Raw genomic sequence first — 26,853 nt, 5'->3', positions numbered from 1 at the left:
GCCTCCACGCCGAGATCGCCGGAATGCGTCGAGATCCCCTGGAATGTTCCAGCGAGTCCGCAGCGTTCCGGCGAACTCGAGGAAAATGCAGCCCTACACGCGCCCCAACACGTCGATGTCTTCCAGAAAGTCCTGGTGAACTTCGGCGCTGACGGTGGTCCGGGTATCACCGATCGCGTCGAGGTAGTCCTGGGTGGCCGGCCCTTTACGTCCATTGGGCGCAAGCCCGGAGCCGCCGTCGTCGTACACTGCTTTTTCCAGGGCCCGCTGGGAGGCGCTGCGGGCAGCGAACTCGATGTCCGCGGGGGAGAACCCCTCGGTGCGCTCAACCAACTGGGCGATATCGACTGAATCCACCACGGTAGCGGGGATGAATCGCTGCCACATGGCTTCACGGGCGTGAACGTCGGGCAGCCCGATGGGGATGACGTAGTCGAAGCGGCCGTGGCGCAGGAACGCGGTGTCCAGCGCACGGATGAAGTTGGTGGCACAGACCAGCAGCCGGCCGGGTTGTTCGCGGAAAGCCGGGATGATCTTGAGGAGTTCGTTGGTGACTCCCTGCAGCGGCGACGGCGGATCACCGGCGCGCTGCGACGCGATTTCCTCCACTTCGTCGATGAAGACCACGGCGTGCTCCAGCTCGGCGATTTCCAGGAACGTCTCGCGTAGTGCACCGGCCAGGCCCTTGGGGTCGGCGGCCAGACGGGACGGGAAGACTTCCACGAACGGCCACTCAAGCCGGGATGCTATGGCTTTGGCGAAGGTGGTTTTGCCGGTGCCCGGAGGGCCGAAAAGGACTACTGCCCGGGGCGGGACAACGCCGTATTCGTCGGCGAGGTCGGCCTCAGCCAAGGGCAAAACCAGCCGCCGCTCCAGCAACTCCTTCTCGCGGCGCATGCCGGCCACGTTCTCCCACAGGTCCCGGGCAAGGATCCGCCCGCCCAGCAGCCCCAATGCGCCCAGCTCCTGCCGCTGCACGGGTATGGTCCGCTCGAAGTAGCGCAGGTTTTTCTTGACCACGAACCCGCGTCCCAGGAAGGCCTCGACACGTGTTTCGGTCTCCGGCATGAGCGCGGAGAGTTTGTTGAGGCCGTGCGGGGCCATGCGGTTCTCGACGGCGGATAGCAGCGAGGTGCCGATGCCGCGGCCGCGGAACTCCGTCAGGGTGGCCAGGAAAACGATCCAGCCTTGGTCATGGGCGGCGCGTCCGACGGCGGCGCCCACCACCTGGTCACCTTGGACGGCCACCACAGCGTGGTCCTTCTCGCAGGATGCCAAGACCTCGGACAATGCGTAGACGGGCTCCACGCCGTCTGCCTTGAGTGACTCCCAGAGGTGCAGGATGCCGTCCAAATCGGACGAGTGGAAGTCCCTGATGCGCCAGTTGCTCATGGCTGTATCTCCTGAGTCTGCTAAGTGAGTCGCCGTTGATCTCTTGGAGTTGAGCATAGGCGAAGCACAGCTGCCGGACGTTGCGGGTCCGTTGCGTTACGCAGCTACGCACGACGGCGGCCTGTCGGCGCGCAGGTTCGTTCCGGCGTCGTACCTCCCACCTAAGATGAGCCCAGAACCAGTTGGCGTCCATTCGAAGGAGAATCGTGGGCCTGTTTTCCGGGAAGTCGATGGCCACGGGCGGTGCGGCCGCGGCGCTCGCGGCTATCCTCATGGGCACAGCGCTCGTGCCGGCCGCTCATGCGGTGGATGCGGAGGACCTTGTCGTCCAAGGACCTGCTTTTGTGGGTAGCGGCCTATATGTAAGAGGCGCCTACGAGTACTTCTCGGCGTGTGATTCGAATCCACAGCCGAGTTACTCGGTTCAATGGCTTCGCGACGGACAGCCGGTGTACCCTGAGCCGGACTTCTCCCAGTTCTACGACCTGGACATCGAAGACGTCGGGAGCCGGATCTCGGCCGTGGTGACGGGGTCAAGCAGCTGCGAACCCGCGGAGGTTGTGGTCCCGGCATCCGACGTCGTCCGGAGCCAGCCCATGCGCGCCGAAGACTTCACCGGGAGGGGCGTTTTCGAACTGCTGGCGCGTCGCCACGATGGTGCCTTGATGCTGTATCCGGGCCAGGACAGTGTACAAGGCTGGAAGCCGCCACAGTTGATCGGCCCTCATTGGGGCTCTTACACCAGGATTATCGGTGGAGGAGACCTCACCAGCGATGGCCTGACCGAGCTGCTGGCCACGGACGCATCAGGCAGGCTATGGATGTTCTGGGGCCGCGGCGACGGCACGTTCCCGCCCAATGCATATCCGTCCGAGATCGGCTGGGGCTGGAATGCCATGGACAAAGTGGTGGGCCCCGGAGACTTCGACGGCGATGGGTACAACGACCTCCTGGCCACCGAACCCAACGGAAACCTCTACCTGTACCCGAAGGCGGCCAGGGGATGGACTCCCCGGGTTCACGTTGGCCTGGGTTGGAATGTCATGGATGTGATCCTGGCTCCGGGTGATTTCAACGGAGACGGCACAGCCGACATCCTGGCCAAGGACAAGACCGGCAAACTGTTCTTGTACGGCGGTGACGGCCAAGGTGGTTGGACTACGGCCCGGCAGATAGGACAAGGGTGGAACGTGCTGACCAATGTCGGCAGCGCGGGGGACTTCAACCGTGATGGCTTCAACGACGTCCACGGAGTCAATAGCGCGGGCGACCTGGTGATGTATTACGGAGACGGGCGTGGTGGCTGGAAAGGTGTAGAGACAGTTGGCCGGCTTTGGAATGTCTTCAACGGACTTTACTGATCGGATTTGCTGGACGCACCGAAACGAGCGAGGAGAATCGTGGCCTTCCTTTCCACAACGAGCATCATCAGGGGGAGCGCAGCGAAGGCGCTGGCTCTGACACTTGCGTTAGCAATAATTGCGTTGCAAATCGTCCTGGCACCAGCAGCCCGGGCCGTGGATGTGGACGAGGTTCAGGTCAACGGGCACACAATCGTTGGCTCCACGCTCACTGTGGAGGCAGCTCACCGCTATTTCGAGGGCTGCAGCGGCAGCTGGAAACCCAACCACACCATCCAATGGTTCAGAGATAGGGTGCCGGTTGAGATCAACCCGGTGCTTAGCCAGTACATCTACAAGTTGAATGCTGCTGACCTCGGGAGCCGGATCTCCGCTGTTGTCACGGCTTCGCCCGTCAACTGCCCCGGCCAGAGTCTGCGGACGGACGAGTCGGATATCGTCCGGAAGCAACCCACGCGGGCCGAGGGCTTCACCGGCCGGGGAGTGTTTGAGTTATTGGCCCGTCGGCACGATGGCGCAATGATGCTTTATCCGGGAATGGACAATGCCCAGGGCTGGAAGGAAGCTCGCCTTGTTGGGCCCGGATGGGGTGGTTTCACCAACATTGTTGGGGTCGGAGACATTGGAAGCGATGGCTCAAACGATCTTCTGGTCACTGAAGGCAATGGCCGTCTGTACCGGTTCGATGGGTACGGTGACGGTGGCATCAACGTCTACCCATGGAACATTGGCTGGGGTTGGAACGCCTTCGACAAGGTAGTTGGGCCAGGAGACTTCGATGGCGATGGGCGCAATGACCTCCTCGCTGGTGAGCCCAACGGGGACCTCTACCTGTATCCGTCGCGTGAGGTGGTCCATTTCAATCCCGGCGTCAAAGTTGGCCGGGGCTGGGACGTGATGGACGTGCTGATCACGCCGGGTGATTTCAATGGTGATGACACGGTGGATGTCCTTGCCAAGGACAAGGCTGGAAGGCTGTTCCTTTATGGCGGGAACGGCAGCGGTGGATGGTTGGCGCCCCGCCTCGTTGGCCATGGCTGGAACGTTTTGAGCAAGATCGGTAGTGCCGGCGACTTCAACCGGGATGGCTTCAACGATGTCCACGGGGTCAACAGCGCCGGTGAGCTGCTGATGTACTACGGCGATGGACGTGGTGGCTGGAAGGGTGTTGAAACCGTCGGATGGGGCTGGAACATCTTCAACGGGCTGTACTGATCCAGCCCCTTAACCGTTCCTACTGAAGCACCCCCTACTCGACCGGACGCAGCCGCAATCCCTGCATGCCGCCGTCGACCGCCAGCGAAGTCCCCGACGTCGACCCCGACAGCGGGCTCGCCAGGTAAGCGACGGCGCCGGCTACCTCAGCTGGGTCGACCATCCGCCCGTGCGGTTGGCGGGCGTTAAGGGCGGTGCGCTCAGCGGCAGGGTCAGCAGCTGAATCGAGCAACCGGCCAACCCAGGGAGTGTCCACGGTGCCGGGGTTCACGCAGTTCACACGGATCCCCTCGCGGACGTGGTCTGCCGCCATGGCGAGCGTTAACGACAAGACCGCGCCCTTCGACGCCGAGTACAGGGCACGCTGAGGAAGCCCGGCAGTCGCCGCAATGGAACAGGTGTTAACGATCGCGGCCGCCGGAGACTCACGCAAGTATGGCAAGGCTGCCCGGCTGACACGGGCGATTCCCACCACATTGACGTTGAGGACACGCAACCACTCGTCGTCGTCGTTCGCCGAAACGTCGCCCTGTGCGCCGATGCCGGCGTTGTTGATGACGATGTCCAGGCGGCCGAACTGCTGCACAACGTGCTCGACGGCGGCGCGCACGGAGACGTCGTCGGCCACATTGCACTGCACACCGAAGTGCGGGCTGGTTTCCGGGGCGAGGTCCAGGACCGCCACCTCCGCACCGCCGGCGGCGAGACGGTCGGCGATCGCTGCCCCGATGCCGGAGGCGCCGCCGGTGACGAGTGCCGTGAGGCCTTCGAAATCGTTCCCCACTCGGGTTGCCATGGCCTTAAGCGTTGACGTGGGCGGGAGTGGGCGAGCCGCGGTGAGCGCCGGCTTGCGCGGGGAAGTACTCCTGCCGTTGGCGGCCCAGTCCCTCAATCTCCAGCTCCACCACGTCCCCGGCCTGGATGAAGGGGAATCTGCCGGACAGTGCCACGCCCTCGGGAGTGCCCGTGATGATCACATCGCCCGGCTCCAGGACCATGTACTGGCTGAGGTGGTGGACGATCGTGGCGGGGCCGAAGATCATGTCCGAGGTATTGGAGTCTTGCCGGCCTTCGCCATTGACCAAAGTCTGCAGGCGAAGGTTGCCGGCATCGATGTCCGAGGCCGGAACCAGCCACGGGCCCAGGGGAGTTGAGCCGGGGAGGGACTTGCCCTTGGTCCACTGTCCCGCAGCGCCGGGGATCTGGTAGTCGCGCTCGGAGAGATCGTTGGCCACGGCATAACCGGCGATGCATGCTTCTGCTTCAGAAGTGGAGGAAAGGTATGACGCTTCCTTGCCGATCACGATTGCCAGTTCCACTTCCCAGTCGTACTTTTCCGACGACGGCGGGATGGGGGCTGCGTCGAACGGCCCGGCGATAGTGTTGGTCGGCTTGAGGAACACCACGGGAACCTCGGGCGGCGTAGCACCGGATTCGGCGGCGTGGGCCGTGTAGTTGAGGCCGATGGCCACCACGGCGCCGGGGCGCGCGATGGGGGCGCCGATGCGCAGGCCTTCCGGTGAGATTTCGGGGAGCTCCCCTTTGTCCAGGGCTTCCCGGGTGCGATCAATGCCGTCCGAGGCGAGGAAACCGCCGTCGATGTCGTTGGTCAGGGCCGTAAGGCTGAAGTACTTCTCGGTGCCGTCGGCGTCCTTGGCAATGACGGCCGGTTGTTCGTTTCCGGCCGTACCCAGCCTGGCGAATTTCAAGGTCATGGCTTCCTCCGTGCGTTCGGGGCTAACATCCGAGCTCTAGTGTGGTGTTTTCACGCATAATACGGAAATGTGACCCATTGACAAGTCAGACATCGGATGTTTAGGCTCGGTGGAGAATTGTGACGCACTTCAGGAGCCGCATGAGCACCATCACCGCAATGGATACGTTCGATATCCGCTTTCCAACATCCCTTGAACTGGACGGTTCGGATGCCATGAATTCGGACCCGGACTACTCCGCCGCGTACCTGATCATCCGCACGGATGCCGGGGACGGGCATGAGGGTCACGGTTTCGTGTTCACCATCGGGCGGGGGAACGAGGTGGAGACGGCGGCGATCGAGGCCCTCCGTGGGCACGTTCTTGGCCGCACGGTTGAGGACCTGCTGGCTGACATGGGGGCCACGTGGAAACTGCTGGCCCATGACTCGCAGCTCCGGTGGCTGGGTCCCGAGAAAGGCGTCATGCACATGGCTATCGGCGCCGTTGTCAATGCACTTTGGGATTTGAAGGCCAAACGCGCAGGGCTGCCCCTCTGGGAGTTGCTCGCCGGCATGACGCCCGACGAGCTCGTAGCACTCGTCGACTTCCGCTACCTCACGGATGCGCTCACCCCGGACGAAGCCCTGGACATCCTCCGCGCCGCCCAGCCTGGTCGGGAAGCCCGCAAAGAGGCCCTCCGCGCTGAGGGCTACCCCGCGTACACCACGACGCCGGGCTGGCTGGGTTACAGCGACGAGAAACTGACGCGGCTGGCCAAGGAAGCCGTGGCGGACGGATTTGCCCAGATCAAGCTCAAGGTGGGGGCGTCCCTGGATGACGACATCCGCCGCGTGCGGGCCGCCCGTGCTGCCGTTGGTCCCGACGTCAGGATCGCGGTGGATGCCAACCAACGCTGGGATGTGCAGGAAGCCATCGACTGGATGGCCCACCTTGCCCCCTACAACATCGCCTGGATTGAGGAACCCACCAGCCCGGACGACATTCTGGGCCATGCTGCCATCGCCCGTGGAGTGGCGCCTATCCCTGTGGCCACCGGCGAACACGTCCAGAACCGGGTGGTGTTCAAACAGATGCTCCAGGCCGGCTCGCTTCAGGTCCTGCAGATTGACGCGGCCCGGGTAGCGGGAGTGAATGAGAACATCGCCATCCTCCTTCTCGCTGCCAAGTTCGGTGTGAGGGTTTGCCCGCATGCCGGTGGTGTCGGTCTGTGTGAAGCAGTCCAGCACCTGTCCATGTTCGACTTCGTTGCGGTAGCCGGGACCAAGGAGGACAGGACCATCGAGTTCGTGGACCACCTCCATGAACACTTCATCACACCCGTGGACGTCCACGACGGCGCGTATTGGCCGCCGTCGGATCCTGGCGCAGGAAACGAAATGCTCAGTGAAACACTGGCCGCGTACAGCTTTCCGAACGGCCCCGTATGGAAGGAATCCCGTTGATCCAGCACGCACCTTGGTTTGAAGAGGCACGTTTTGGGATGTTCGTTCACTGGGGCATCTACGCCCTGCCTGCCCGGCACGAGTGGGTGATGAACCAGGAAGAAATCACTGCGGAGGAGTACTCCAAGTACTTCCGCCGCTTTGACCCGGACCTTTACGATCCCCGTGAATGGGCACGCGCAGCAAAGGACTCCGGGATGAAGTACGTGGTCCTCACCACCAAGCACCATGACGGCTTCTGCCTGTGGGACTCGGCGTTGACGGATTACAAAGCCACCAACACGCCCGCCGGCCGCGACCTGATAGCGCCTTATGTGGAAGCACTACGGGCCGAGGGGCTGAAGGTCGGCTTCTATCACTCGCTCATCGACTGGCACCACCCCGACTTCACCGTGGACGGCGTACACCCGCAACGTAACGCAGCCGACGTCGAGAGTTTGAACGCCGGACGCGACATGGCACGCTACCGCGAGTACCTGCACGGCCAGGTGCGTGAACTCCTGAGCAACTACGGCACCATCGATTACCTGTTCTTCGACTTCTCCTACACAGGTGGGCACGAAGAAGAGTTCTGGGGCGGCAAGGGCCGGAAGGACTGGGATTCGGAGGCGTTGCTCGCCATGGTGCGGGAACTGCAGCCAGGCATTGTGGTGAATGACCGGTTGGAGATCCCCGGCGACTTTGTCACTCCGGAGCAGTACCAGCCCGCCGGCCCCATGATGGTCGACGGCGAACCCGTCACCTGGGAGGCCTGCCAGACCCTCAACGGTAGTTGGGGTTATGACAGGGACAACCTGAACTACAAATCCGTGGACCTACTCATTCGGATGCTCGTGGACGGGGTGTCCAAGGGCGGCAACCTGCTGCTCAACGTTGGCCCCACGGGTAGGGGAAACCTCGATCCGCGGGCGGTGACGTCCTTGAAGGGCATCGGCGAGTGGATGAAGCTGCACTCCCGCGCCATCTACGGGACGGGGGCTTCCCGGTTCACGGCACCGGCGGACGCCCGGTACACGCAGAATGGAGACAGGCTCTATGTTCACTTGTTCGCCTGGCCGTTCGAGTACGTGCACCTCCCGGACCTCGCCGGGAAGGTCGACTACGCGCAGTTGCTGAACGACGCGTCCGAGGTGTTCCTCAAAGAGGTAGACCCCGGGCAGCAGGCCATGAATATGACCCAGGGAGGCCAACCGCCCGGCACCTTGACCATCAAGCTGCCTGTCCAGCGGCCGAACGTTGCCGTCCCGGTGCTGGAACTGTTCCTGACGCCCGAGGCCGTGAATGGTTGAACGCATCGCCCTGCACAAGAACCTCAAGATGGCTGAACTTTTGGAGGTCCACGACGATTACTCGGGGGAGGATACGGGTATCCAGAAGGTATGGGAGCTGCCATGAACTCACTTGAACCCGGCAAACTGGGCAAACTGGGCTTCGGTGGAGCGGGCATCGGGAACCTCTACCGGGCGATCCCGGACGGGGAGGCGCTCGCCACCGTGCTGGCTGCGTGGGACGCCGGCATCCGCTACTTCGACACCGCGCCCCATTACGGCCTTGGCCTCTCCGAGCAGAGATTGGGCGCCGTCCTCCGAGATAAACCCCGGGACGAATTCGTCATCTCCACCAAGGTGGGCAGGCTACTCCAACCCAATCCCAGTGGCGGCCAGGACCCGGAAGGCTTCGACGTCCCCGCGACGTCACGGCGCATGTGGGATTTCTCCGAAACAGGCATCCGGCGCAGCATCGAGGACTCCCTGGAGCGGCTCGGCTTAGACCGTGTGGACATTGCGTACCTGCACGATCCCGACGTCCACGATCTTCAGGCGGGAATTTCCCAAGGCCTTCCTGCACTCGAGAAGCTGCGCTCCGAGGGAGTCGTCCGGGCAATCGGAGTGGGCATCAACTCCGCCGAGGCAGCCTTGGAATGTATTGAAGCCGCCGATCTCGATCTTGTGATGCTCGCCGGCCGCTACACCCTGCTTGAGCAGCCCAGCGTGCCGCTGCTTGACCGCTGTGTGGAGCGAAGCACCGGCGTCGTAAGCGTGGGTGCCTACAACTCGGGCCTCCTGGCCCGACCCGACGTTCCGGAAAACGCGCACTACAACTACGATCAAGCACCGCCGGATGTGTTGGAGCGTGCGTGTGCGCTCGCGGCCATCTGCCGGGACTTCGGCGTTGAACTTCCGACGGCGGCGCTCCAGTTCCCGTTGCGGCACCCGGCCGTCGTGAACGTGACAGCCGGGGCGACGTCCCCTGAACAGGTGACCGTGAACGCTGCCCGAATGGAGGCAACCGTGCCGGAAGAACTGTGGAACGCGTTGGAGGCGGCCAGACATGATTGATTCGCACCTTCACCTGTGGACCCTGGATACCTTCGTCACCGGCGGTGTGCGCCACTATCCGTGGCTTGGACCGCAACACGGTGCGCTCTTCCGCAGCTTTAGCGAGGACGAGGCGCGTGAGACGTTGGACGCTGCCGGGGTGAGGGGAGCCGTCCTGGTGCAGGCCGACGACACCGTTGACGACACCGGGAGCATGTTGGCCGTCGCCGCGCGAAATTCCTGGGTGCTCGGAGTAGTGGGCTGGATTAGCTTGGACACGCCCGCAGAAGCTGAGGAACAGTTGCATCGCTTCACAGCGCATCCCGCCTTCAAAGGAGTGCGGCACTTGGTGCATGACGATCCCAGGGGTGACTTTTTGGATCTTCCCGCTGTTAGGGAGTCACTGGCGTTGGTGGCTCGGCGCGGGCTCACCTTCGACATCCCGGACGCATTCCCCCGGCATCTGGGGTCCGCGGTTCGGTTGGCCCGCGAGATGCCGGAACTGACGGTTGTGTTGGACCACCTGGGTAAGCCGCCGCTGGCTGATCCTGAGCTCATGGATTCGTGGAGCGCCGATTTCCGGGCGCTCGGGCGGGAACCGAACTCGGTGGCGAAGCTGTCCGGACTGCATTTGCCTGGCGTTGAGTACACCCCGGATACGTTGCGACCTCTGTTCGAGTCAGCGTTGGAGGCTTTCGGGCCGGAGCGTTTGATGATCGGCGGCGACTGGCCAGTGAGCACATTGGGCGCACCCTATGGCAGGACTCTGGATGTCTTGCTGGAACTCGTGTCTACCTTGAGTCCTTCGGAGCAGGACCTGGTGCTTGAGGAGACGGCCATCCGGACCTACGGCCTGGCGGTTACCCCTATTGCCGAAGGTTAGAGCGCCTGCCGCAGCCAGTTCTCGACGCCGCTGATATGCACGGTGACAAGGGCCCGCACTAGTTCGGCGTCGCCCCGCTCCAGGGCATCGGCGATGGCATGGTGCTCGGCCAGGGTGTGCGCCACGGCTTTTTCCTGCGTCAGGCCACGCCAGATCCGGGCTCGCACCGTGCTGCTGGACAGGGCTTCCAGGAGGCTCCCCAGGTAGTCATTTCCGGCAGCCTCGGTGATGATGCTGTGGAACTCCAGGTCATGGGCCACGAGCTCCTCGATGTCGGTGTTCTCGTCTATGCCCTCCATGGTGTTTCTCAGGGCAAGGAGTTCGTCCGGCGTGATTTTGCCCGCCGCCAAGTGTGCGGTGGCCGGCTCCAGGATTCGTCGGACCTCAAAGAGTTCCAGGATGGACCGGTCCTGGTGCAGGTCCACCACAAAGGCCACGGCTTCGTTGAGCAGCTTCGCATCGAGGCTGGTCACGTAAGTGCCGTCACCGCGGCGGACATCCAGCACGCGGATCAACTCGAGGGCTTTCACGGCCTCGCGCAACGAACTCCGGGAAAGACCGAGCCGTTCGCTCAGTTCCTTTTCCGGCGGGAGTCGATCGCCGGCCTTGAGTTCGCCGCGGATCAGCATGTCTTTGATCTTGCTGATCGCCTCGTCTGTGACAGCCATGGACCAATAGTAGCCACGAATGATCGGATGTCTGTCTCCGCCGCGTCCTCACCCAACTAGGTAACAGCACATGTTCTACTGAGCGGTCATTGGGACATGTGCTGTTACCTAGTTGGGGGCGTTAACCGACGACGGCGGCACCTGGGTTCCGATTGTTACGGAACCCGGGTGCCGCCGTCGTGATTTAGCGGTTGTTACTAGATGCCTACTTGTCGCCGCCGGGCAGCGGGCGGTTGGCAATCACCGGGGCGCTGCCGGTGTAGCCGTCGCGGGTGGCAGCAAGCTCATGGATTTGCTTGCGGCACAGGAACCAGCCCCAGACCATGAGTCCGCAGGCAATCGCGGTGACCAGCATGGTCAACGGGGACTCGATGAACACCATGATCAGCACGGCCGCCAGGAAGATCAAGGACAACCAACCTGTGTAGGGGGCGCCAAACATCCGGAAGGACGGGCGCTTCAGCCATCCCTTGTCGGCCCAGCGTTTGAGTTGCATCTGGCACAGGACGATGGTGGCCCAGGTGACGATGATGCCCACGGAAGCGACGTTCAGGACGATCTCGAAAGCGTCGGCCGGAACAAGGTAGTTCAGCGGAACGCCCAGGAGGGAAACGCCGGCGGTGATGGCGATGCCACCGTAGGGGACACCGGCCTTGTTCATGCGCTGGGCGAACTTCGGGGCCGAGCCGGCTACCGACATGGAACGGAGGATGCGGCCGGTGGAGTAGAGCCCGGCGTTCAGTGAAGACAGTGCAGCGGTGAGGACCACGAGGTTCATGATGACGTCCACGCCCTCCACACCGATGGAACCGAAGAACGTCACGAACGGGCTGACGCCCTTCTCGTAAGAGGTGTACGGCAAGAGGAGAGCCAGCAGAATCACGGAGCCAACGTAGAAGAGGGCGATGCGGATGACCACGGAGTTGATGGCCTTGGGCATGATCTTCTCAGGGTTGGCAGTTTCGCCGGCTGCGGTGCCGATGAGTTCAATCGATGCGTAAGCGAAGAGCACACCCTGCATGAGGATGATCATGGGAAGGACACCGTTGGGGAAGACCCCGCCGTTGTCTGCGATGAGGCTGAAGCCGACTTCCTGGCCCTCCACCGGGGTGCCGAAGATGACGAAGTAGGTGCCCACCAGGAGGAAGGCCACCAGTGCTGCCACCTTGATCAGCGCGAACCAGAACTCCATTTCACCGAAGACCTTCACGGAGACCAGGTTGAGGCACAGCACTACAACCAGCGCAATGAGCGCCCACGCCCACTGCGGAACGGCACCTATCCAGGCGACGTATTTGCCGAAGAACTCCATGTAGAGCGCCGCTGCGGTGATGTCCACGATGGTGGTGGTGGCCCAGTTGATCCAGTAGAACCAGCCCGAAACGAAGGCTGCCTTTTCGCCGTAGAACTCACGGGCGTAGGAAACGAAGGATCCTGACGACGGGCGGTGCAGAACCAGTTCACCGAGTGCGCGGAGGATCAGGAAAGCGAAGAAGCCACAGATTGCGTAAGCGATAACGAGGGAGGGGCCGGCTGCGTTGAGTCGGCCGCCGGCGCCCAGGAACAGTCCGGTGCCGATTGCGCCGCCGATCGCGATCATCTGGATCTGGCGGGGCTTGAGGTCCTTGTGGTAGCCGGAGTCCTCCTTGTGGAGGGCTTTCTCGCTGGCGTGCGCTTGGGCCGGGACCGTGTGGTCCGTGATGGGATTGGTCATTGGAATCCTTAGGGGTGTCCTGTTGGGGGTGTCCTGGGCGCGTCCGGTCGGGGATCCGGGCACGCAGAACAAAGCCTCGTGTGGGTGTGCCTCATGGGCGGGACGACTGGGTGGCGCTTTTTCAGGCCAGTTTCGGCCTATTTGCTGAGATTTGCCAGACGTTCGGGGCTTAGCAGTTCTTCAAGCTGGGCGGCGGTCAGGAGACCGTGCTCCAACACGAGTTCCGCAACGCCCTTGCCCGTTGCCAGCGCTTCCTGGGCGATGGCGGTGGCGGAGGCGTAACCGATATGGGGGTTCAATGCCGTGACGAGACCGATCGACTGCTCCACGGTAAGCCGTAGCCGTTCGGTGTTTGCAGTGATGCCCCGGACGCAGCGCGCCGTAAGGGTGCGGCACGCTGCTTCCAGGTGGGAGATGCTCTTGTGCAGGCTGTGCACAATGATCGGTTCGAAGGCGTTCAGCTGAAGCTGGCCGGCCTCCGCTGCCATGGTGACGGTGACATCGTTGCCGATGACTTCGTAAGCCACCTGGCTGACCACTTCCGGGATCACCGGATTGATCTTGCCGGGCATGATCGACGAACCGGACTGCACGGCCGGAAGGTTGATCTCGCCCAAACCCGCACGCGGTCCGGAGGACAGCAGGCGGAGGTCGTTACAAATCTTGGAGAGTTTCACTGCCACGCGCTTCAGCACGCCGGACAGGTGAACAAACGCGCCCACATCCTGCGTTGCCTCGATGAGGTCAGCGGCAGTGAGGAGGGGAAGTCCGGTGATTTCGGCCAGGTGGCGGCAGGCAGCTTCGGCGTAGCCGGCGGGGGCGTTCAAGCCGGTGCCAATAGCCGTGGCACCAAGGTTGATTTCGTGGATCAGCATGTGGGACTCGTCCAGGCGGGCCCGGTCCTCGCCGATGGTCACGGCGTAACCGCCAAACTCCTGGCCGAGGGTCATGGGAACGGCGTCCTGCAGCTGCGTGCGTCCCATCTTCACCACGGTCCGGAACTCCCGGCCCTTCTCAGCGAAGGCCAGCTCGAGTTCTTCGAGGGCTTCCAGTAGCTCCTTCACGGAGAAGATCGTGGCGAGGTTCACCGCCGTCGGGTAGACGTCGTTGGTGGACTGGCTCAGGTTCACGTGGTCATTCGGGTGCAGCTTGGAGTAGTCGCCCTTGGGGTGGCCCAAGATCTCCAGCGCACGGTTGGCAATGACCTCGTTGGCGTTCATGTTGGAACTGGTGCCGGCGCCGCCCTGGATCACGTCCACCATGAACTGCTCGTGGAGCATGCCGTCCATGATGTCCTGGCAAGCCTGCACAATGGCATCCGCCTTCTCGGCATCCAGCAGGCCAAGCTCGTGGTTGGTGCGGGCCGCAGCCTGCTTCACAGCGGCCAGACCCCTGACGAGGTGCTTGTTGGTGGAGAGCGGCTGCCCGGTGATGGGGAAGTTCTCCATGGCGCGGAGGGTGTGGACGCCCCAGTAGGCATCCGCGGGTACATCGCGGTCGCCCAAAAGGTCGTGTTCGGAACGGAGGGGGATCGCCTGATCGACGGTGGTCATAGCTGTCCTTGGTTTAGTTGCTGAAAATTTGGGCTGCGCGGAGCTCGCCGACCTGAAGGCCGCCGCCAAGCACGGGTGGGCTCTGAAGCGTGTCCAAGCTGCCGCCGTCGACGCCCAACTGGCGGAGAACCTCAACGGTGACGGGCATGCGGGCGCGATCGCCGCCGTCGGAAATCTTCACTGCCACGCCGGTGCCGTTCGGGAGGCCGACAAGCTGGAGTCCCTCAAAGCCGTCCTTCGCGAGGAGTCCCGGGACCGCCCGCATGAGCGCGGTGACGTCGCGGCCCTCGCCGGCCACCATCTGCGGGTAGCGGCGCATGGCGTGGGCAACCTTGCCTTCGTCGGTGCTTTCGTCGGCAGCGGCGATGCGGCCATAAGCGCGCGCCATACCGTGAAGCGAGTGTGCGAACAGCGGAGTGCCGCAGCCGTCGGTGCTGACTGCGGCAGCTTCCTCGCCGGTCAGTTCCGTGATGGTGTCGCGGACCAGGACCTGAAGCGGGTGCTCGGGGTGCAAGTACCCCTCCACAGGCCAGCCGTTGATGACGCAAACTGCGGTCATGGAAGCGTGCTTGCCGGAGCAGTTCTGCGCAATTTGGGTGGGGCTGTTGCCTTGGCGGAGCCACTCTTCACGTTCAGCGACGCCGTAAGGGAGGTCCGTGCTGTTACCCAGGGCCGCTTCAGTGAGGCCGTGCAGCTTCAGGATCTCGGCGGCACCATCGCGGTGCATCTGCGCGCCGGAGTGGCTGGCAGCGGTCAGCGCGAGGAGGTCCTGGGGGATGTCCAAACCGGCTTTGAGCAGAGCAACAGCCTGCAGCGGCTTCAGGCTGGAGCGCGGGTACATGGGGGCATCCGGTTCGCCGGCTTGGATGGCGGTGCTGCCATCTGCGCTGAGGGCGATCAGCGAGCCGTAATGGATGCTTTCGACCAGGCCGTCGCGGGTTACCTCTACGAGCGGGACGTGGTTCGGCGCTTTTTTCTCGTGGGCCTGGGCCGGTGCTTCGGGGGCGGGCATGGTGGCAGTGTCCTTTGGGTGTGTCATTTGCTGAGGATCGTGTCCAGCGCCACGCTGACGGCCTGCAGGTGGGCGGCCATCGCTTTGCTTGCGGCTTCGGAGTCGCCGGCTTCGATTGCGTTGAGGACGGCGACGTGTTCCTCGTCAGAGCGGTGTTGCCGGTCTGCCACGAGGTTCAAGGTTTCGGACTGGTGGGCCAGGGCTTCACGTATATCCGAGACGACGCTGGCAAATACCCTGTTTCCGCTGGCGCGGGCCACGGCTGAGTGGAAGCTGGCGTCCAGGTTCACCCAGGCTTCGGGATCGTTCTCCGTGAGCATTTCCTGGACGATGTCCTTGAGGTGCTCCAGCTCTTCCTCTGTCCTTCTTTGGGCAGCGAGACCGGCCGCCGGGATCTCGATGTGCGGGCGGGCTTCGTTAAGATCACGCGCACTGTACTGACCCAAGGTAAGGTCGTTAGCAACCTTGTTGGCCACAATGAATGTGCCCTTGCCTGTCTTGGTCACCGTAAGGCCCAAGGTGTTGCAGGACCTCAGCGCTTCCCTGATAACGGAGCGGCTTACGCCGTACTGGCCTGCCAGGGTCGCTTCGGAGCTCAGCTTGGTGCCGATATCGAACTGGCCGCCCTCAATGGCGCGCCGGAGGGCCGCAAAGACCGCCTCGGCTGCGGAAATGCGTGAGATGGGCGTGTGCCCACCCTGAGGGCCTTGCTGTCCGGCTGTCCGGCTGTCTGACAGGTTCACGTTTTGAATATGGCACGGGTCACAAGTGCCTGTCAACGCTGAAAGGTTTGCTTCAGGCTTTGGCGTCTTTGGGCCTATCAGGGGCGGCCCGCACAATGGAGCATGCTCTTCACCAAAAAGTCACTCACTGAGGACGGGTTCACCGGATTCCGGCCGCTCGACGAACTCGATCCCATGAGGATTCCCCAGGGACCTAGGATCTTCGCAATCCTCCGTCCCGCGGATTTCGAGCCCTCATTCCTCAGCAAGAGCACTGCCGGCACGTTCAAGAAGAAGGACCCCAACCTCAAACGTGAAGACCTGGAGTCTGAATGGATTCCCGATGCTTCTGTGCTGTACATCGGCAAAGCCAGCGCAGGGAGCCAAGGCAACAGGGGGCTCCGCAAGCAGCTCCAAGAGTTCATGGATTACGGCCGTGGACGACCCACCGTCGTCTGGGACGCCCGGCTCATCTGGCAACTCCGCGACGCCCTTGACCTGATCGTTGCATGGAAGGAACTCCCCGCCTCCGAAGTAAACGCCGCCGAGGCCGCCTACCACGCTGACTTTGTTGCCGCCTTTGGTCGTCTTCCGTTCGCCAACCTGGTTCAGGCCCGCTCCAAGAAGTAGTGCATAACGTACGACGCCGGTACTCAGCTTGCGTCGTCGGCCTGCCGCTGGCCTGGATTCCGGCGCATAATGGCACCCATGACGGACCTTGTCTCCCCTGGAAGCAAACCTCATGGATCCCGCATCACTGTGGAGGTGCCCGTCGTACGCGTCGGTTCCGGATCCTCGGACTATGAGGGTCTCAACCGCTTTGTCGACTCCCTTCGCAAGCCGCAAGGGCTGCACATGACATTGCTGCACGTTGGGATCCTGGACGAGCTGGGAAGGGACATCGTGGCATGGACCAAGGGATTCTCTCCTCCGGAGAAAGTGCTCCCCGAAATCTCCAGTTGGTTGACGGAGTTGCCTGTCATGCAGGGCTTCCTCGGGAAGTCGGACAAGTTGATTCCTTTGGGCGGTGGGCGCCTTATGGGGCTCGAAGTGGACGTGCCACAGGAGGTTCACGATTACCAGTCACTCTTGGTGCAAGGGCTGCACGTACTTCTTGACGACCTCGGCCTCGACAACATCGACGACTTCATCCTGAGCTCGCCCGCGCTTGGTTACAAGTCACCCCGATGGTTGCCGCACATCGCAGTCGGGAAAGCCCGGACCAGGCACGAGCCTGCGATGGAGATTGCACCTGTGGCCTTGGAATTCGGCGACTCTCGGATCCGCAACCGGGAGGCGCTCCCTTCTCCAGGGTGACTGCGGTTGCACTGATTGACGCGCGAGAAGTTCTACAGCCGGTAAAATATGACGTGTCTCCCGTTTTCTACCTGAGGACTTCCATGCAGCCCCGCACTTTGTTCCGTACCGTTGCTTTTGCCGAGGCCGTGACATGGACGATGCTATTGATCGGACTGTTCCTTAAGTACGTCACGCGCACTACAGACGTTGGTGTGAGCATCGCCGGAGGCATCCACGGGTTCGTGTTCCTTTGCTACGCCGCGACGGCCGCGTTCACGTGGATTAACCAGAAGTGGGCAACCCGCACCGGCCTGCTTGCCATCGCTTCAGCAGTGATCCCCTATGCCACCATCCCCATGGAGAAGTCGCTGGACCGTCGCGGCCTCCTCGCCGGTGATTGGCGCTTGGCCGCTGGGGGAGATTCGCCCCAAGGTGGCTTCGAGAAGGCCCAGGCTTGGGTCCTGCGTAACCCGATTCTTGCTGTTGTGGTGACTTTGGTTGCCGTGGGCGCAGTGTTTAGCTTCCTGCTGTTCATGGGTCCTCCAGGTACCTGGTTCTCCTAGGCTTCAGCAGGCGAAAAGCATCAGTTCTTAGAAACTGATGCTTTTTTCACTTAAGGCGAAGGATCCCTGACTCCACGGGCCGCAACCATCCACTTTGAATCGTGGGTGGTCTCGAGGCACCGTCTTTTTGGTGTGTCGCCAGGATGCGGCGATCAAAGTGGGTGGTGGCGGTACGTGGCGCCGTCCGTCTATCTGCTCTCCGCGCCGGGGCAGCCCCAGGAGTTGGGGTTTTCCTGGCAGGTGTCGGCGACGAGTGCTTTTTCTGTTTTCCAGACTTGGATGGTTTTGGCGGGTGTGGTGATGTCCAGGGTTCCGTTGATGGGTAGTGGTGGTCCGTTGTTGACGGAGTAGGTGCCGGTGAAGCTGGTGGTGAGGGTGGCTTGGTAGTTGCCGGTGTTTGTGTAGGTGTGGCTGGTGCGTGTCTCGTTGTTGAGCCATTCGGCTTCGGGGATGGAGTAGCCGGCGGCGGGTGTTGGTCCGAGGTTGGTGCCGTCGCCGAAAGCGTAGGTGTAGTTGGCTGGAGTGGCGGTCAGGTGGACGGCTTGGCCGAGGATGGTGACGTCGAAGCCTTGTTCGCCCGTGGTGGCGTAGAAGTTGGTGGGTCCGCCTTTGAGGGTGTGGGGGAAGGGCTGGGCTTCGAGGCTTCCAGGGTTGACGGGAAGTTGTCGGAAGTCTGTGAGGATCCTGGCGGCGATGTTGGCCAGGACGTTTTCGGGCTGGGGGTCGTAAAGGCAGGTGGGTCCGCTGATCGCACGGTACTCCGTCCAGTCGGGGTTGGTAATGGCCTTCGGAGCTTTCTTCCAGACCACTGGAATTCCTTCAGGTCCGCCAGGTGCTTTGGGCGGGCATTGAAGTCCTTGGCACCCCAAGCCTCCACCGCCGGCGCGGCACATGGTGTCCGGTTTGTATTGGTAAGGGTCTTCTGCGGCGGAAGTGCCGTCGAGCTTGGGCGTCGATTTACCCGTTTCGGAATGAAACTCCCATACAGCTCCTATGAACGCTGATCCTTCTTGGAAGCCTGCATCAGGGGCAGTCGCCATATTAGGGAGATTCATCGCCTCCACCCTCGGCGTGGTTGTCGAAGCATGTGCGGGCATGGATAAGAGCGACGTAAGAGCTGCCAACGCTAGATGGACGGCCCAACGGGCCATCATCGGATGATGCCTACGTCTGTGGTGAGCCAGGAACCTTGGCGATACTCGGCGAAGAATGCGGCGGCATCGTTTGTGGCTGCAGTGATTTCTCGACTTTCCGATCCATCAGCGTCGAAATATTGGATCTCTTGCTGAATCACTTGCAACTTGCCCTGCTGAGTGGCTGTGTTGGGATCCCAAAGGACTTGCACAACAGGGGTTCGAAATGTCCCCCCTGATAGCCAGCGCCCATTCGTATAGTTAGCTTCGACAGATTTTGCGAGATGCTGACAGAGGGAACACGTATTGGACGACAACTCCAAGGACTTGGTTGCATTGCCGGTTTCGTACGCATAACCGAGCTCCTGGAACCAGTACCCAATAAACGCCTCCAGCCCCGCCTCCGAGTTCTCCTTTGCCAGCTCCGGCATCACCGGAACGGGCACGTTCTCCGCCTTCCCCTTCGCGTCGGCAGGCTTGTAGACAGGAGGCGCTGACGGAGTAGCCGAAGCCGTGGGAACCGAATCGCTCGCGGTGGGCGACGCCGTCGTCGAACTTGTTTCTGAAGGTGGGCCGCCAGGCGCCGAGCCACCCTGACAACTGCTCAGAAGCAGCGCAGCGGTCAGAGTCAAAACCGCCGTTCGGACGCGAACGCAAGAAAAAGAAGCAAACGAATGGCGTGACATGACAGGCTCCCCAGCAGCTGTTTGGCGGTGTGCCGGTCAGTCTAGGCGGGGGACGGGTAACCATTCATGTCAGAAAACGCGGCCTGTGGATAAGTGTCAGACGCGGCCACTCACAAAACCACCTACCCCCGAAGCTTCTCCATATCCCGGCGGTCCTTCTTGGTGGGTCGGCCGGCGCCGCGGTCACGCTGGGGGAGACCGAGCTTTGGAGCAACGGGACGCGGGGGAGTGTGGTCGGTGAAGCAGTGGGAAGCGGCTTCGGCACCCACACGCTTGGCGATGAGTCGCCGGACTTCGAGGATCCGTTCCCAGCCGGACTCGCGGACCCGGATGGTGTCGCCGATGATCACGCTCTGCGACGCCTTGACAGGGTTTCCGTTGATGCGGATGTGCCCGGCACGGCAGGCAGCGGTGGCGGCCGAGCGGGTCTTGTAGGCGCGGATCGCCCAAAGCCAGGCGTCGACGCGGACATTTGCCGGGGATGATGACGGGATACTCATGGTTGGGAAGAGTCTAACCGGGCCTCGCAAGAGCCGCGAGACCGCCGGAAACGTGCGCGTACGCGGGGAAGCCGCCGAACACGCCGCAACGCTCCGGCGATCACGCAGCGTTCCAGCGATCTCGGCGGGCCGGGCGTCGCCGGGCCGGGCGTCGCCGGAGGCCGGAACCGAAAGAACCTACCGCACCGTCACCTCGACTACCTGCGCCATGTTGTTCCCGATGCCCTGGTAGTTCCACACCTGCTCGGTGGGCTGCAGCGCGCCCGACGAATCCATCGCACGGCACCTCAGCACATGCTCGCCCGGACTCGCGACCCACACCATGGACCACGAACGCCAGGCAAAGTCACCCAGTACCGGTTCCAGGTGCGCCGGCATCCATTCGCCGTCGATTCCTACCTCAACCCGCTCGACCTCGCCGTGCCCGGACCACGCGCGCCCGTGCAACATTACGGGACCGGCGTCCACCACGCGCCGCCGGGTGTAGAAGTCCGGGATTCCCGGCGGAATCATGAGGGAGCGGACGCGAATATGGCTCACGGGTATGCCTGGGCCGTCAGGACCTTGAAGGTAGTGGTAAGCGACGGCCTGCTGGAACCCCATGAACCGCGACTTCACGGCCTCGATCGACGTCAACCACTTCACACTCGCCATGCCGTACCATCCCGGAACCAGCAGCCTGAGCGGGAACCCGTGCTGGATGGGCAAAGGTTTGCCGTTCATGGCGTAGACCAGCATGACTTCGGGATGCATCGCTTCTGCCACTGAAAGGCTGCGTGCATAAGGCTCTTCGACGCCACCTTGGATGCCGTTGTCGGCGCCGGTAAAAACAAGTTCGACGGCGTCACTCGCCAAACCTGCTTCCTCCAGCAAGGGCGCCAACGGGGTGCCGGTCCACTCGGCTGTGCCCACGGCACCCAGAACCCAGGGTTGGCTGACGGGACGAGGTTGCAGAAGGGACCGGCCGTTGCCTGCGCATTCAAGGGTGACAGGCATGGTGACGGCGGGCCGGGCTTTGATGTCCTCAAGACTCAACTCGAGACTCCGATTAACGGCGCCACCCAGGCGTAGTCGCCATGTCTCCGCGGAAACGTGCGGGATATCGAAGTGGATCAGCAGGTAGTGAAGGCCGGCCGGCGTGATGTCGTCGTGCAGGGCTTCAAGTGGCATGGAGTGATTTCGCCCGGAGAGCTGCAGTTCTTCGTGGGTCAGTGGACCTTGGGTCGGCTGACCGGGGTTGGCGGCTTTCGTTGCTCTTTGCTTGAGATGGTGTTTGGACATAGGACGGCGGCGTTCTACTGGAATCTAAACGCTGCGGAGTGCCGCAGCACCTAGGTCAAGGATCACGCCGCGGGCGAACCCCGTCAATAGCTCGTTGTGAGGCCTGCTCTGCGCCCAAAAGCGAGCACATAGCGCGCAAAGCGGGCCTCACAACGCAAAGGGGGCTACCGGCGTCGCAATTCCGGGTACTCAAGGTGGGGCGCGACCGTGCCGGCATCGCGCTCCAGGAAGTTCACGGCCGGGGCAACGATGTCGTCGATTTCGTCGAGGATCGCCTCGCTGAGCACCACATCTGCGGCCTTCAAATAGTCGGTGAGGTGGTCCTCGGTTCGCGGCCCGATGACCACGCTGGTGACTGCCGGGTGGTTGAGGGCGAAGCCCACGGCAAGCTGGATAAGGGTCAACCCGTGGCGGGCTGCAAGCTGCGCGAGGGCATCTGCCGCGTGAAGTTTGCCTTGGTTAAAGGGTGCATGAACATCGAAACGGCCCGGGACCGCGGCCGATCGCGAACTTTCCGGCTGGCCGCCGCCGACGCGATAACCGCCAGCAAGCCACCCGCCGTCGAGCGGTCCATAACTCAAAACGCCGACGCCGTACTGCTGGGTGATGGGGAAAACGTCCCGTTCGTTAGCCCGCACCAGGAGCGAATACGGAACCTGGTCCACCACGGGCGGCGTCAGGTGGTTGGTGTTGGCGATCCACTGTGCCTCCACAAGCTGGGCCGGGCTGAACACGGACGTGCCGTAGTACAGGATCTTGCCCTGCCGAATGAGGTCGTTGAGGGCTGTGATGGTTTCCAACAGGTCGGTGTTGTAGTCCGGGCGGTGTGCTTGGTAAAGGTCGATCCTGTCCGTGTTCAGCCGCCGCAAGCTGTCCTCCACAGCCCGGACAATCCAACGGCGCGAGTTTCCCGCGTGCGCAGGGTTGGAGCCCATCTGGCCATGGAACTTGGTGGCGAGGAAAACGTCGTCGCGGCGGCTGTGGATGGCCTGGCCAACCACAGTCTCGGCCTCGCCCTGCGAGTAGATGTCAGCGGTGTCAACGCTGGTGATACCGGCGTCAAGGGCGGCCTTAATGATGCGGATGCTCTCCGCTGGACCCGTGGGTGCGGCACCGGTGCCGAAGTTCAAGGTGCCCAGAGTCAGGGGGCTGATCAGGGCGCCAGTGCGTCCAAGCGTTCGTAGCTCGTTGAGGCTCATGTCGGCTTCCTGTGGTGGGACGGTGCTGGTGGGATGTTCAATCGAGGCTACACACGGCCGCCGGAGGCATAAACGCAAATGGTAGAAGTTCTTCGTTTTTCGTCTTGGGAGGTAATGGAAGCGGCCTTACTTCGCGACATTTCTTGACATGCGGCAACACAAATGTCTTTCGAATCAACAAATATTGCCGTTGCCCCAAGCAGGTGAATTATGGAAAGGAACTCAGGCTACGCACGATAGGGGACAGCGGAATGACACAGACCACAGTGGAAGAAACGGCGGCCATCAAGGCAGCATTTGCGCAGTTTCCGTCCGGAGTTGCCGCGTTCAGCGCGATGGTGGATTTCACGCCGGAAGCCCTGGTGGCGTCGTCCTTTACGGTTGGTGTTTCGCTGGAACCGCCGTTGGTGATGTTCGCAGTGCAAAACTCCTCCACCACCTGGCCGAAGCTGCGCCAGGCCCAGCGCCTGGGAGTTTCGGTTCTCGCCGAAGGTCAGGAAGCGGCGGCCCTCCAACTGGCGTCCAAGACGCGCGACCGTTTCGCCGGGCTGGACACCAGCGTGAGCGACTCAGGTGCAGTGCTGATCGACGGCGCGGTGCTGGGTTTCGAATGCGAAGTCATCTCCGAGACGCCGGCCGGTGATCACGCGATTGTGGTTCTCGAGGTAAAAGCGACCACCATCAACCTCGAGTCCAAGCCCTTGATCTACCACGGTGCGACGTTCCGGCAGCTGGCAGCGTAGGCGTCAGCTAGGAGTTGCGGCTGGCTCCGCTGAGCGAACCTTTTCGAATCGGGCTCGGCGACTTTCCACTCTTGGAAGTGCTCGGGCCTGGTTTCTTGGCTCCGTTGCTTGATCCAGGGCCTTTGGTTTCACCGGGCTGCACGGAGCCGTTGTCCGGCCTCTTGGGCGGGAAGTCCGGACGCTTGGGAGTCGGAGTTTTGCCATTGGGCGACGGCGTGGGGTCGTCAAGGTCGCGGACAGTCACCTTGATGGCGGGCGGCTGTTGGGCTTTGGCTCGCGCCGCAGCGCGTTCGTCTGCCTCGGCCACAGCATCCGCCCAGTCCTTTGCGAGCACAGGCGGTTCCTTGGCGGCTGCAACGACTATGGGATGGTGGGCGGTCTGGTGTTCCACCACCGATTTCACCTCGGCCGGTTTCGGAAGGTTGCGGGGGTCGACTTTTGCCTTCCACGCGCCTTCCTTGAGCGTGGAAGACGCACCCGAGAGCCGCCGTCGAACGTCTCCCATGAGGTCGCGCTTGGGCGCGGCAGCTGTGGCGGGCACGGTAACCGGGGCATCTGCGGCGGGCTCCGAAACTGCAGCAGGTGCAGGTGCGGGCACCAAAGCAGGCTCCGGGGCGGAAAGCGCGGAATCGTCGGCAGCCACGGGATCAGGCACATGCGCCGGATGCTGGGGAAGGTGAACGATGGGAGTGTGGTCCTTCTTGGGGAAAATCCCCACCATCGCCAAGAGGATGATCGACAGGAGCCGTCCAATTCCGGCGACCACAAGAGTGATGATAATGATCAACCCGAGCCCCAGGAACATCAGGACCGCGAGTCCCAGTGTGCCCAAATACGTCAGATTGATGGCGAGTGTTGTCGGATCCTCCACGTTAGCCTCCCCTGGCCGTCGTTTTGTGATGCGCCCATTGCCCACCCAGCTTGCATATACAAGCCTAAGGTCCAGCGCCGATGGAATCACGCCCCGCCCCACACTCCGGCGGGGTTGTTTCAAAGCTGTTATACGGCGTGGGAAAATATGTTGCCCAGCTCTCATTTTCAGCCTCAGATTGGGACCTCGTGACCCCTGATTCAGCCCGACTGCGCAATGGCGCTTGCCCGTGTCTCTCCGGTGAGCAGTACGTCGATTGCTGCGGACGTTTCCACCGCGGCGAGGCCGACGCGCCCACGGCCGGGCAACTCATGCGCTCCAGGTATGCGGCCTTCGTCGTCCTTGATGCCGGCTACCTCCTGCGCACATGGCACGCCTCCACCCGTCCAGCGTCCATGGACCTCGATTCAGACATGGAGTGGCGCAGGCTGGACATCGTTTCCGCAACGAAGGGTGGCCCCTTGGATATGTCGGGCACCGTGGAGTTCGCTGCCCATTACAGGCTCGACGGCGAACGCGGCGTCCAGCGCGAAATCAGCCACTTCGTGCGGGAAGGGAAGCGCTGGTTCTATGTGGACGGGGACGTTCGCTAATGGCTCACCGGTAGCTGCGGTGCAGGTTCTCCTTGGTTGAGGCGCCCGGCGAGGCATCGCCGATCCAAGGGCCGGTTCCCTCGGACTGGTCCAGGACGCCGGCCTCCAACCAGGCGTAGTCGCCGGCGAGGACCTTGCGCGAAAGGTCGTGATCGCCGTCGTCAGTATTCCTCCACAGCTGATCGAAGTATTCGTCCACCCGCACGCGTGCCTGCTCGCAGAATGCCTCGGCCAGCTCGTACGCGGCAGCGCCCTGTTCGGGGTGGGTCCGGAGCAGCATTTCGGCGCGTGAACAGCATGCGGCCATGGCGAACAGCTCAGCGCCGATGTCCACGATCCTGCCCAGGAACGCCTGCTTGTGCTCAAGCTTGGCCTGCCACCTGCCCATGCCATAAAAGGTCTGCCGGGCAAGCCGACGCGAGGACCTTTCAACGAAGCGCAGTTGCTTGCCCAAACGCCCGAACTCCGCATAGGACCGCGGATCCATCCCGGCGCCGGCTACGAGTTTCGGGAGCCATTTCGCGTAGAAGCCGGAGGCCCCGACGGCGGCCCTCGCCTTGTCCTGCAGGCTCGCATCCGCGGAGGCAAGGTCGCCCGCGGCGGCAAGGTGGGCATCCACGGCTTCGCGGGCAATCAGGAGCTTCATGATTTCGCTGGAGCCCTCGAAGATCCGGTTGATGCGGAGGTCCCGGAGGAGTTGCTCGGCCGGTACTGCCCGTTCGCCGCGGGCCTCCAGGGATTCGGCTGTTTCGAAGCCCCGGCCGCCGCGGATCTGTACGAGTTCGTCAGCGATCCGGCAGCTCAGTTCCGTGGACCACAGCTTGGCCAGCGCGGCTTCGATACGAACGTCCTTTTGGCCGGCGTCAGCCATTTCGGCGGAAAGTTCAAACACGGCCTCCAACGCGAAGGTGGTGGCGGCGATGAAGGCGATCTTTTTGCCTACGGCCTCGTGTTTGCCCACCGGGCGCCCCCACTGGGTCCGTGCGTTGGACCATTCGCGGGAGATTTTCAGGCTCCACTTTCCGGCAGCGACGCACAGGCCAGGGATGGAGAGCCGTCCGGTATTAAGCGTAGTGAGGGCGATCTTGAGACCCTGCCCTTCGCGGCCGAGCCTGTTGGCTGCAGGGACGCGAACCTGGTGGAAGCGCGTCACCCCGTTCTCGATTCCGCGCAGGCCCATGAAGGCGTTGCGGTTCTCCACGGTGATGCCGGGGGAGTTCATTTCCACCACGAAAGCGGAGATACCGCCCTTATGCTCGGTGCCGTCAGCATCGGTGTGCGAAGGCACCCTGGCCATGACCACCACGAGTTCGGCTATCACGCCGTTAGTGGTCCACAGTTTCACGCCGTCCAGAAGGTAAGACTCGCCGTCGTCGGACAGCACCGCAGTGGCGCCCATGCGCGCGGGGTCGCTGCCGACGTCGGGCTCTGTCAGGAGGAACGCGGTAATGGCGCCGGCGGCGCAGCGCGGCAGGTATTCCTGCTTCTGCTCAGAGGTGCCGAATTCTTTTACGGGTTCCGGAACACCAATGGATTGGTGGGCGGAAATGAGGGCGCCGAGGCTCGGATGTACCGACCCCAGCAGGGCAAGGGCGCGGCCGTAATAGACCAGAGACAAGCCCAACCCGCCATATTCACGCGGAATCTTCATGCCGAATACACCCAGGTTGGCGAGCCCTACCAGGTATTCGTCGGGAATTTTGGCATCGTGCTCAATGACGCGGCCGGACATAGTTTTGGCGAATGTCACCAAGCGGGCCATGAACTCCTCGCCACGCTGGACATCGTCAGGTCTGGCTTGCGGCCATGGGTGTATGAGGCTGAGGTCAAAGCTGCCCAGGTACAGGCCTTTGGCGAAACTGGGCCGGTTCCATTCTGTTTCCCGGGCAGCCTCGGCAACGGCGCGGGCTTCTTCTGCGGTGGCATTGACGCTTGCAGCGGCGAGACTGTTGTCAGTGGCGGACGTCATGGGGTAACTCCTCTAGCC

Annotated in this window: 26 protein-coding genes; 11 read left to right on the top strand and 15 right to left on the bottom strand. The window is 62.6% G+C overall.

Annotated elements, in window-relative coordinates:
• Window positions 1-93 precede the first annotated feature (93 nt).
• The gene (locus tag KCX59_RS20340; RefSeq protein ID WP_178993516.1) at window positions 94-1,392 is read right to left on the bottom strand and encodes an ATP-binding protein; all 1,299 of its coding nucleotides are present in this window, start codon (window positions 1,390-1,392) and stop codon (window positions 94-96) included.
• A 206-nt stretch (window positions 1,393-1,598) separates the two neighbouring features.
• Between KCX59_RS20340 and KCX59_RS20335 the strand changes: the two genes are divergently transcribed.
• Together KCX59_RS20335 and KCX59_RS20330 are read left to right on the top strand one after the other, a co-directional pair.
• Window positions 1,599-2,753 carry an FG-GAP repeat domain-containing protein gene (locus KCX59_RS20335; RefSeq protein ID WP_370629159.1) on the top strand — a complete coding sequence of 385 codons (1,155 nt, stop codon included), beginning with the start codon at window positions 1,599-1,601 and terminating at the stop codon, window positions 2,751-2,753.
• Window positions 2,754-2,792: 39 nt separating this feature from the next.
• Complete coding sequence (locus KCX59_RS20330; protein ID WP_370629158.1) at window positions 2,793-3,968, top strand: FG-GAP repeat domain-containing protein; 1,176 nt, start codon at window positions 2,793-2,795, stop codon at window positions 3,966-3,968.
• 34 nt (window positions 3,969-4,002) lie between these two features.
• On the opposite strand, the gene KCX59_RS20325 is transcribed toward KCX59_RS20330, so the two are convergent.
• Complete coding sequence (locus KCX59_RS20325) at window positions 4,003-4,764, bottom strand: SDR family NAD(P)-dependent oxidoreductase (RefSeq protein WP_179016744.1); 762 nt, start codon at window positions 4,762-4,764, stop codon at window positions 4,003-4,005.
• Window positions 4,765-4,768: 4 nt separating this feature from the next.
• Window positions 4,769-5,683 carry a fumarylacetoacetate hydrolase family protein gene (locus KCX59_RS20320; RefSeq protein ID WP_178993513.1) on the bottom strand — a complete coding sequence of 305 codons (915 nt, stop codon included), beginning with the start codon at window positions 5,681-5,683 and terminating at the stop codon, window positions 4,769-4,771.
• A 140-nt stretch (window positions 5,684-5,823) separates the two neighbouring features.
• On the opposite strand from KCX59_RS20320, the gene KCX59_RS20315 reads away from it, so the two are divergent.
• The 4 genes from KCX59_RS20315 to KCX59_RS20300 all read left to right on the top strand — a co-directional run bounded on the left by KCX59_RS20315 (window position 5,824) and on the right by KCX59_RS20300 (window position 10,329).
• Entirely contained in the window at window positions 5,824-7,128 is a 1,305-nt protein-coding gene (locus KCX59_RS20315) for an L-fuconate dehydratase (protein ID WP_179016743.1), read from the top strand.
• The gene (locus tag KCX59_RS20310) at window positions 7,125-8,417 is read left to right on the top strand and encodes an alpha-L-fucosidase (protein WP_179016742.1); all 1,293 of its coding nucleotides are present in this window, start codon (window positions 7,125-7,127) and stop codon (window positions 8,415-8,417) included. The genes KCX59_RS20315 and KCX59_RS20310 overlap by 4 nt, the downstream gene beginning before the upstream one ends.
• Window positions 8,418-8,519: 102 nt before the next feature.
• Complete coding sequence (locus KCX59_RS20305; protein ID WP_256871336.1) at window positions 8,520-9,467, top strand: aldo/keto reductase; 948 nt, start codon at window positions 8,520-8,522, stop codon at window positions 9,465-9,467.
• Window positions 9,460-10,329: an amidohydrolase family protein gene (locus KCX59_RS20300; protein WP_179016740.1), complete on the top strand. Its 870-nt coding sequence runs from the start codon at window positions 9,460-9,462 to the stop codon at window positions 10,327-10,329. The genes KCX59_RS20305 and KCX59_RS20300 overlap by 8 nt, the downstream gene beginning before the upstream one ends.
• On the opposite strand, the gene KCX59_RS20295 is transcribed toward KCX59_RS20300, so the two are convergent.
• The 5 genes from KCX59_RS20295 to KCX59_RS20275 form a co-directional block, all read right to left on the bottom strand.
• Entirely contained in the window at window positions 10,326-10,997 is a 672-nt protein-coding gene (locus KCX59_RS20295) for a FadR/GntR family transcriptional regulator (protein WP_091463513.1), read from the bottom strand. The genes KCX59_RS20300 and KCX59_RS20295 overlap by 4 nt on opposite strands.
• A 205-nt stretch (window positions 10,998-11,202) precedes the next feature.
• Window positions 11,203-12,711 carry an amino acid permease gene (locus tag KCX59_RS20290; RefSeq protein WP_091463511.1) on the bottom strand — a complete coding sequence of 503 codons (1,509 nt, stop codon included), beginning with the start codon at window positions 12,709-12,711 and terminating at the stop codon, window positions 11,203-11,205.
• Between the two features lie 137 nt (window positions 12,712-12,848).
• On the bottom strand, window positions 12,849-14,264 hold the full coding sequence (gene aspA / locus KCX59_RS20285; protein WP_091463509.1) for an aspartate ammonia-lyase: 1,416 nt from the start codon (window positions 14,262-14,264) through the stop codon (window positions 12,849-12,851).
• 13 nt (window positions 14,265-14,277) lie between these two features.
• On the bottom strand, window positions 14,278-15,303 hold the full coding sequence (locus tag KCX59_RS20280; RefSeq protein WP_370629157.1) for an asparaginase: 1,026 nt from the start codon (window positions 15,301-15,303) through the stop codon (window positions 14,278-14,280).
• Window positions 15,300-16,019, bottom strand: coding sequence for a FadR/GntR family transcriptional regulator (locus KCX59_RS20275; RefSeq protein ID WP_014923019.1), 720 nt, complete (start codon window positions 16,017-16,019; stop codon window positions 15,300-15,302). Before KCX59_RS20275 ends, KCX59_RS20280 begins: the two co-directional genes overlap by 4 nt.
• 102 nt (window positions 16,020-16,121) lie before the next feature.
• Here KCX59_RS20275 and KCX59_RS20270 point away from each other — a divergent pair, with 102 nt between their 5' ends.
• From KCX59_RS20270 to KCX59_RS20260, 3 genes are all read left to right on the top strand, one after another.
• Window positions 16,122-16,628 (top strand): hypothetical protein, encoded by a 507-nt coding sequence (locus KCX59_RS20270; protein ID WP_179016739.1) that lies wholly within the window; start codon window positions 16,122-16,124, stop codon window positions 16,626-16,628.
• Window positions 16,629-16,706: 78 nt separating this feature from the next.
• Window positions 16,707-17,315, top strand: coding sequence for a hypothetical protein (locus tag KCX59_RS20265; RefSeq protein ID WP_256870567.1), 609 nt, complete (start codon window positions 16,707-16,709; stop codon window positions 17,313-17,315).
• Window positions 17,316-17,398: 83 nt separating this feature from the next.
• Window positions 17,399-17,860, top strand: coding sequence for a DUF3817 domain-containing protein (locus KCX59_RS20260; protein ID WP_218648887.1), 462 nt, complete (start codon window positions 17,399-17,401; stop codon window positions 17,858-17,860).
• Between the two features lie 188 nt (window positions 17,861-18,048).
• On the opposite strand, the gene KCX59_RS20255 is transcribed toward KCX59_RS20260, so the two are convergent.
• The 5 genes from KCX59_RS20255 to KCX59_RS20235 form a co-directional block, all read right to left on the bottom strand.
• Window positions 18,049-18,915, bottom strand: a complete 867-nt coding sequence (locus KCX59_RS20255) for a hypothetical protein (protein WP_434122538.1) — start codon at window positions 18,913-18,915, stop codon at window positions 18,049-18,051.
• 95 nt (window positions 18,916-19,010) lie between these two features.
• Entirely contained in the window at window positions 19,011-19,439 is a 429-nt protein-coding gene (locus KCX59_RS20250; protein WP_434122537.1) for a DUF6318 family protein, read from the bottom strand.
• A 362-nt stretch (window positions 19,440-19,801) separates the two neighbouring features.
• Entirely contained in the window at window positions 19,802-20,179 is a 378-nt protein-coding gene (locus tag KCX59_RS20245; RefSeq protein ID WP_018779945.1) for an RNA-binding S4 domain-containing protein, read from the bottom strand.
• A 177-nt stretch (window positions 20,180-20,356) separates the two neighbouring features.
• The gene (locus KCX59_RS20240; RefSeq protein WP_178993545.1) at window positions 20,357-21,460 is read right to left on the bottom strand and encodes a sulfite oxidase; all 1,104 of its coding nucleotides are present in this window, start codon (window positions 21,458-21,460) and stop codon (window positions 20,357-20,359) included.
• 164 nt (window positions 21,461-21,624) lie between these two features.
• Entirely contained in the window at window positions 21,625-22,659 is a 1,035-nt protein-coding gene (locus KCX59_RS20235) for an aldo/keto reductase (RefSeq protein ID WP_091463495.1), read from the bottom strand.
• A gap of 251 nt (window positions 22,660-22,910) precedes the next feature.
• Here KCX59_RS20235 and KCX59_RS20230 point away from each other — a divergent pair, with 251 nt between their 5' ends.
• Window positions 22,911-23,402 carry a flavin reductase family protein gene (locus KCX59_RS20230; RefSeq protein WP_091463493.1) on the top strand — a complete coding sequence of 164 codons (492 nt, stop codon included), beginning with the start codon at window positions 22,911-22,913 and terminating at the stop codon, window positions 23,400-23,402.
• Window positions 23,403-23,409: 7 nt separating this feature from the next.
• Here the strand turns inward: KCX59_RS20230 and KCX59_RS20225 are convergent, their stop codons facing one another.
• Complete coding sequence (locus tag KCX59_RS20225) at window positions 23,410-24,273, bottom strand: hypothetical protein (RefSeq protein ID WP_179016989.1); 864 nt, start codon at window positions 24,271-24,273, stop codon at window positions 23,410-23,412.
• Between the two features lie 137 nt (window positions 24,274-24,410).
• Here KCX59_RS20225 and KCX59_RS20220 point away from each other — a divergent pair, with 137 nt between their 5' ends.
• Entirely contained in the window at window positions 24,411-24,866 is a 456-nt protein-coding gene (locus KCX59_RS20220) for a YchJ family protein (protein WP_179016991.1), read from the top strand.
• A 4-nt stretch (window positions 24,867-24,870) separates the two neighbouring features.
• Here KCX59_RS20220 and KCX59_RS20215 read toward each other — a convergent pair whose 3' ends face one another.
• Entirely contained in the window at window positions 24,871-26,835 is a 1,965-nt protein-coding gene (locus KCX59_RS20215) for an acyl-CoA dehydrogenase family protein (RefSeq protein WP_178993548.1), read from the bottom strand.
• Between the last annotated feature and the right edge of the window lie 18 nt (window positions 26,836-26,853).

The sequence above is a fragment of the Paenarthrobacter nitroguajacolicus genome (assembly GCF_051027655.1).
In the GTDB taxonomy this organism is placed as follows: domain Bacteria; phylum Actinomycetota; class Actinomycetes; order Actinomycetales; family Micrococcaceae; genus Arthrobacter; species Arthrobacter nitroguajacolicus.
The sequence above is the reverse complement of the archived record's forward strand: the minus strand, read 5'-3'. Positions and strand labels throughout refer to the sequence as shown.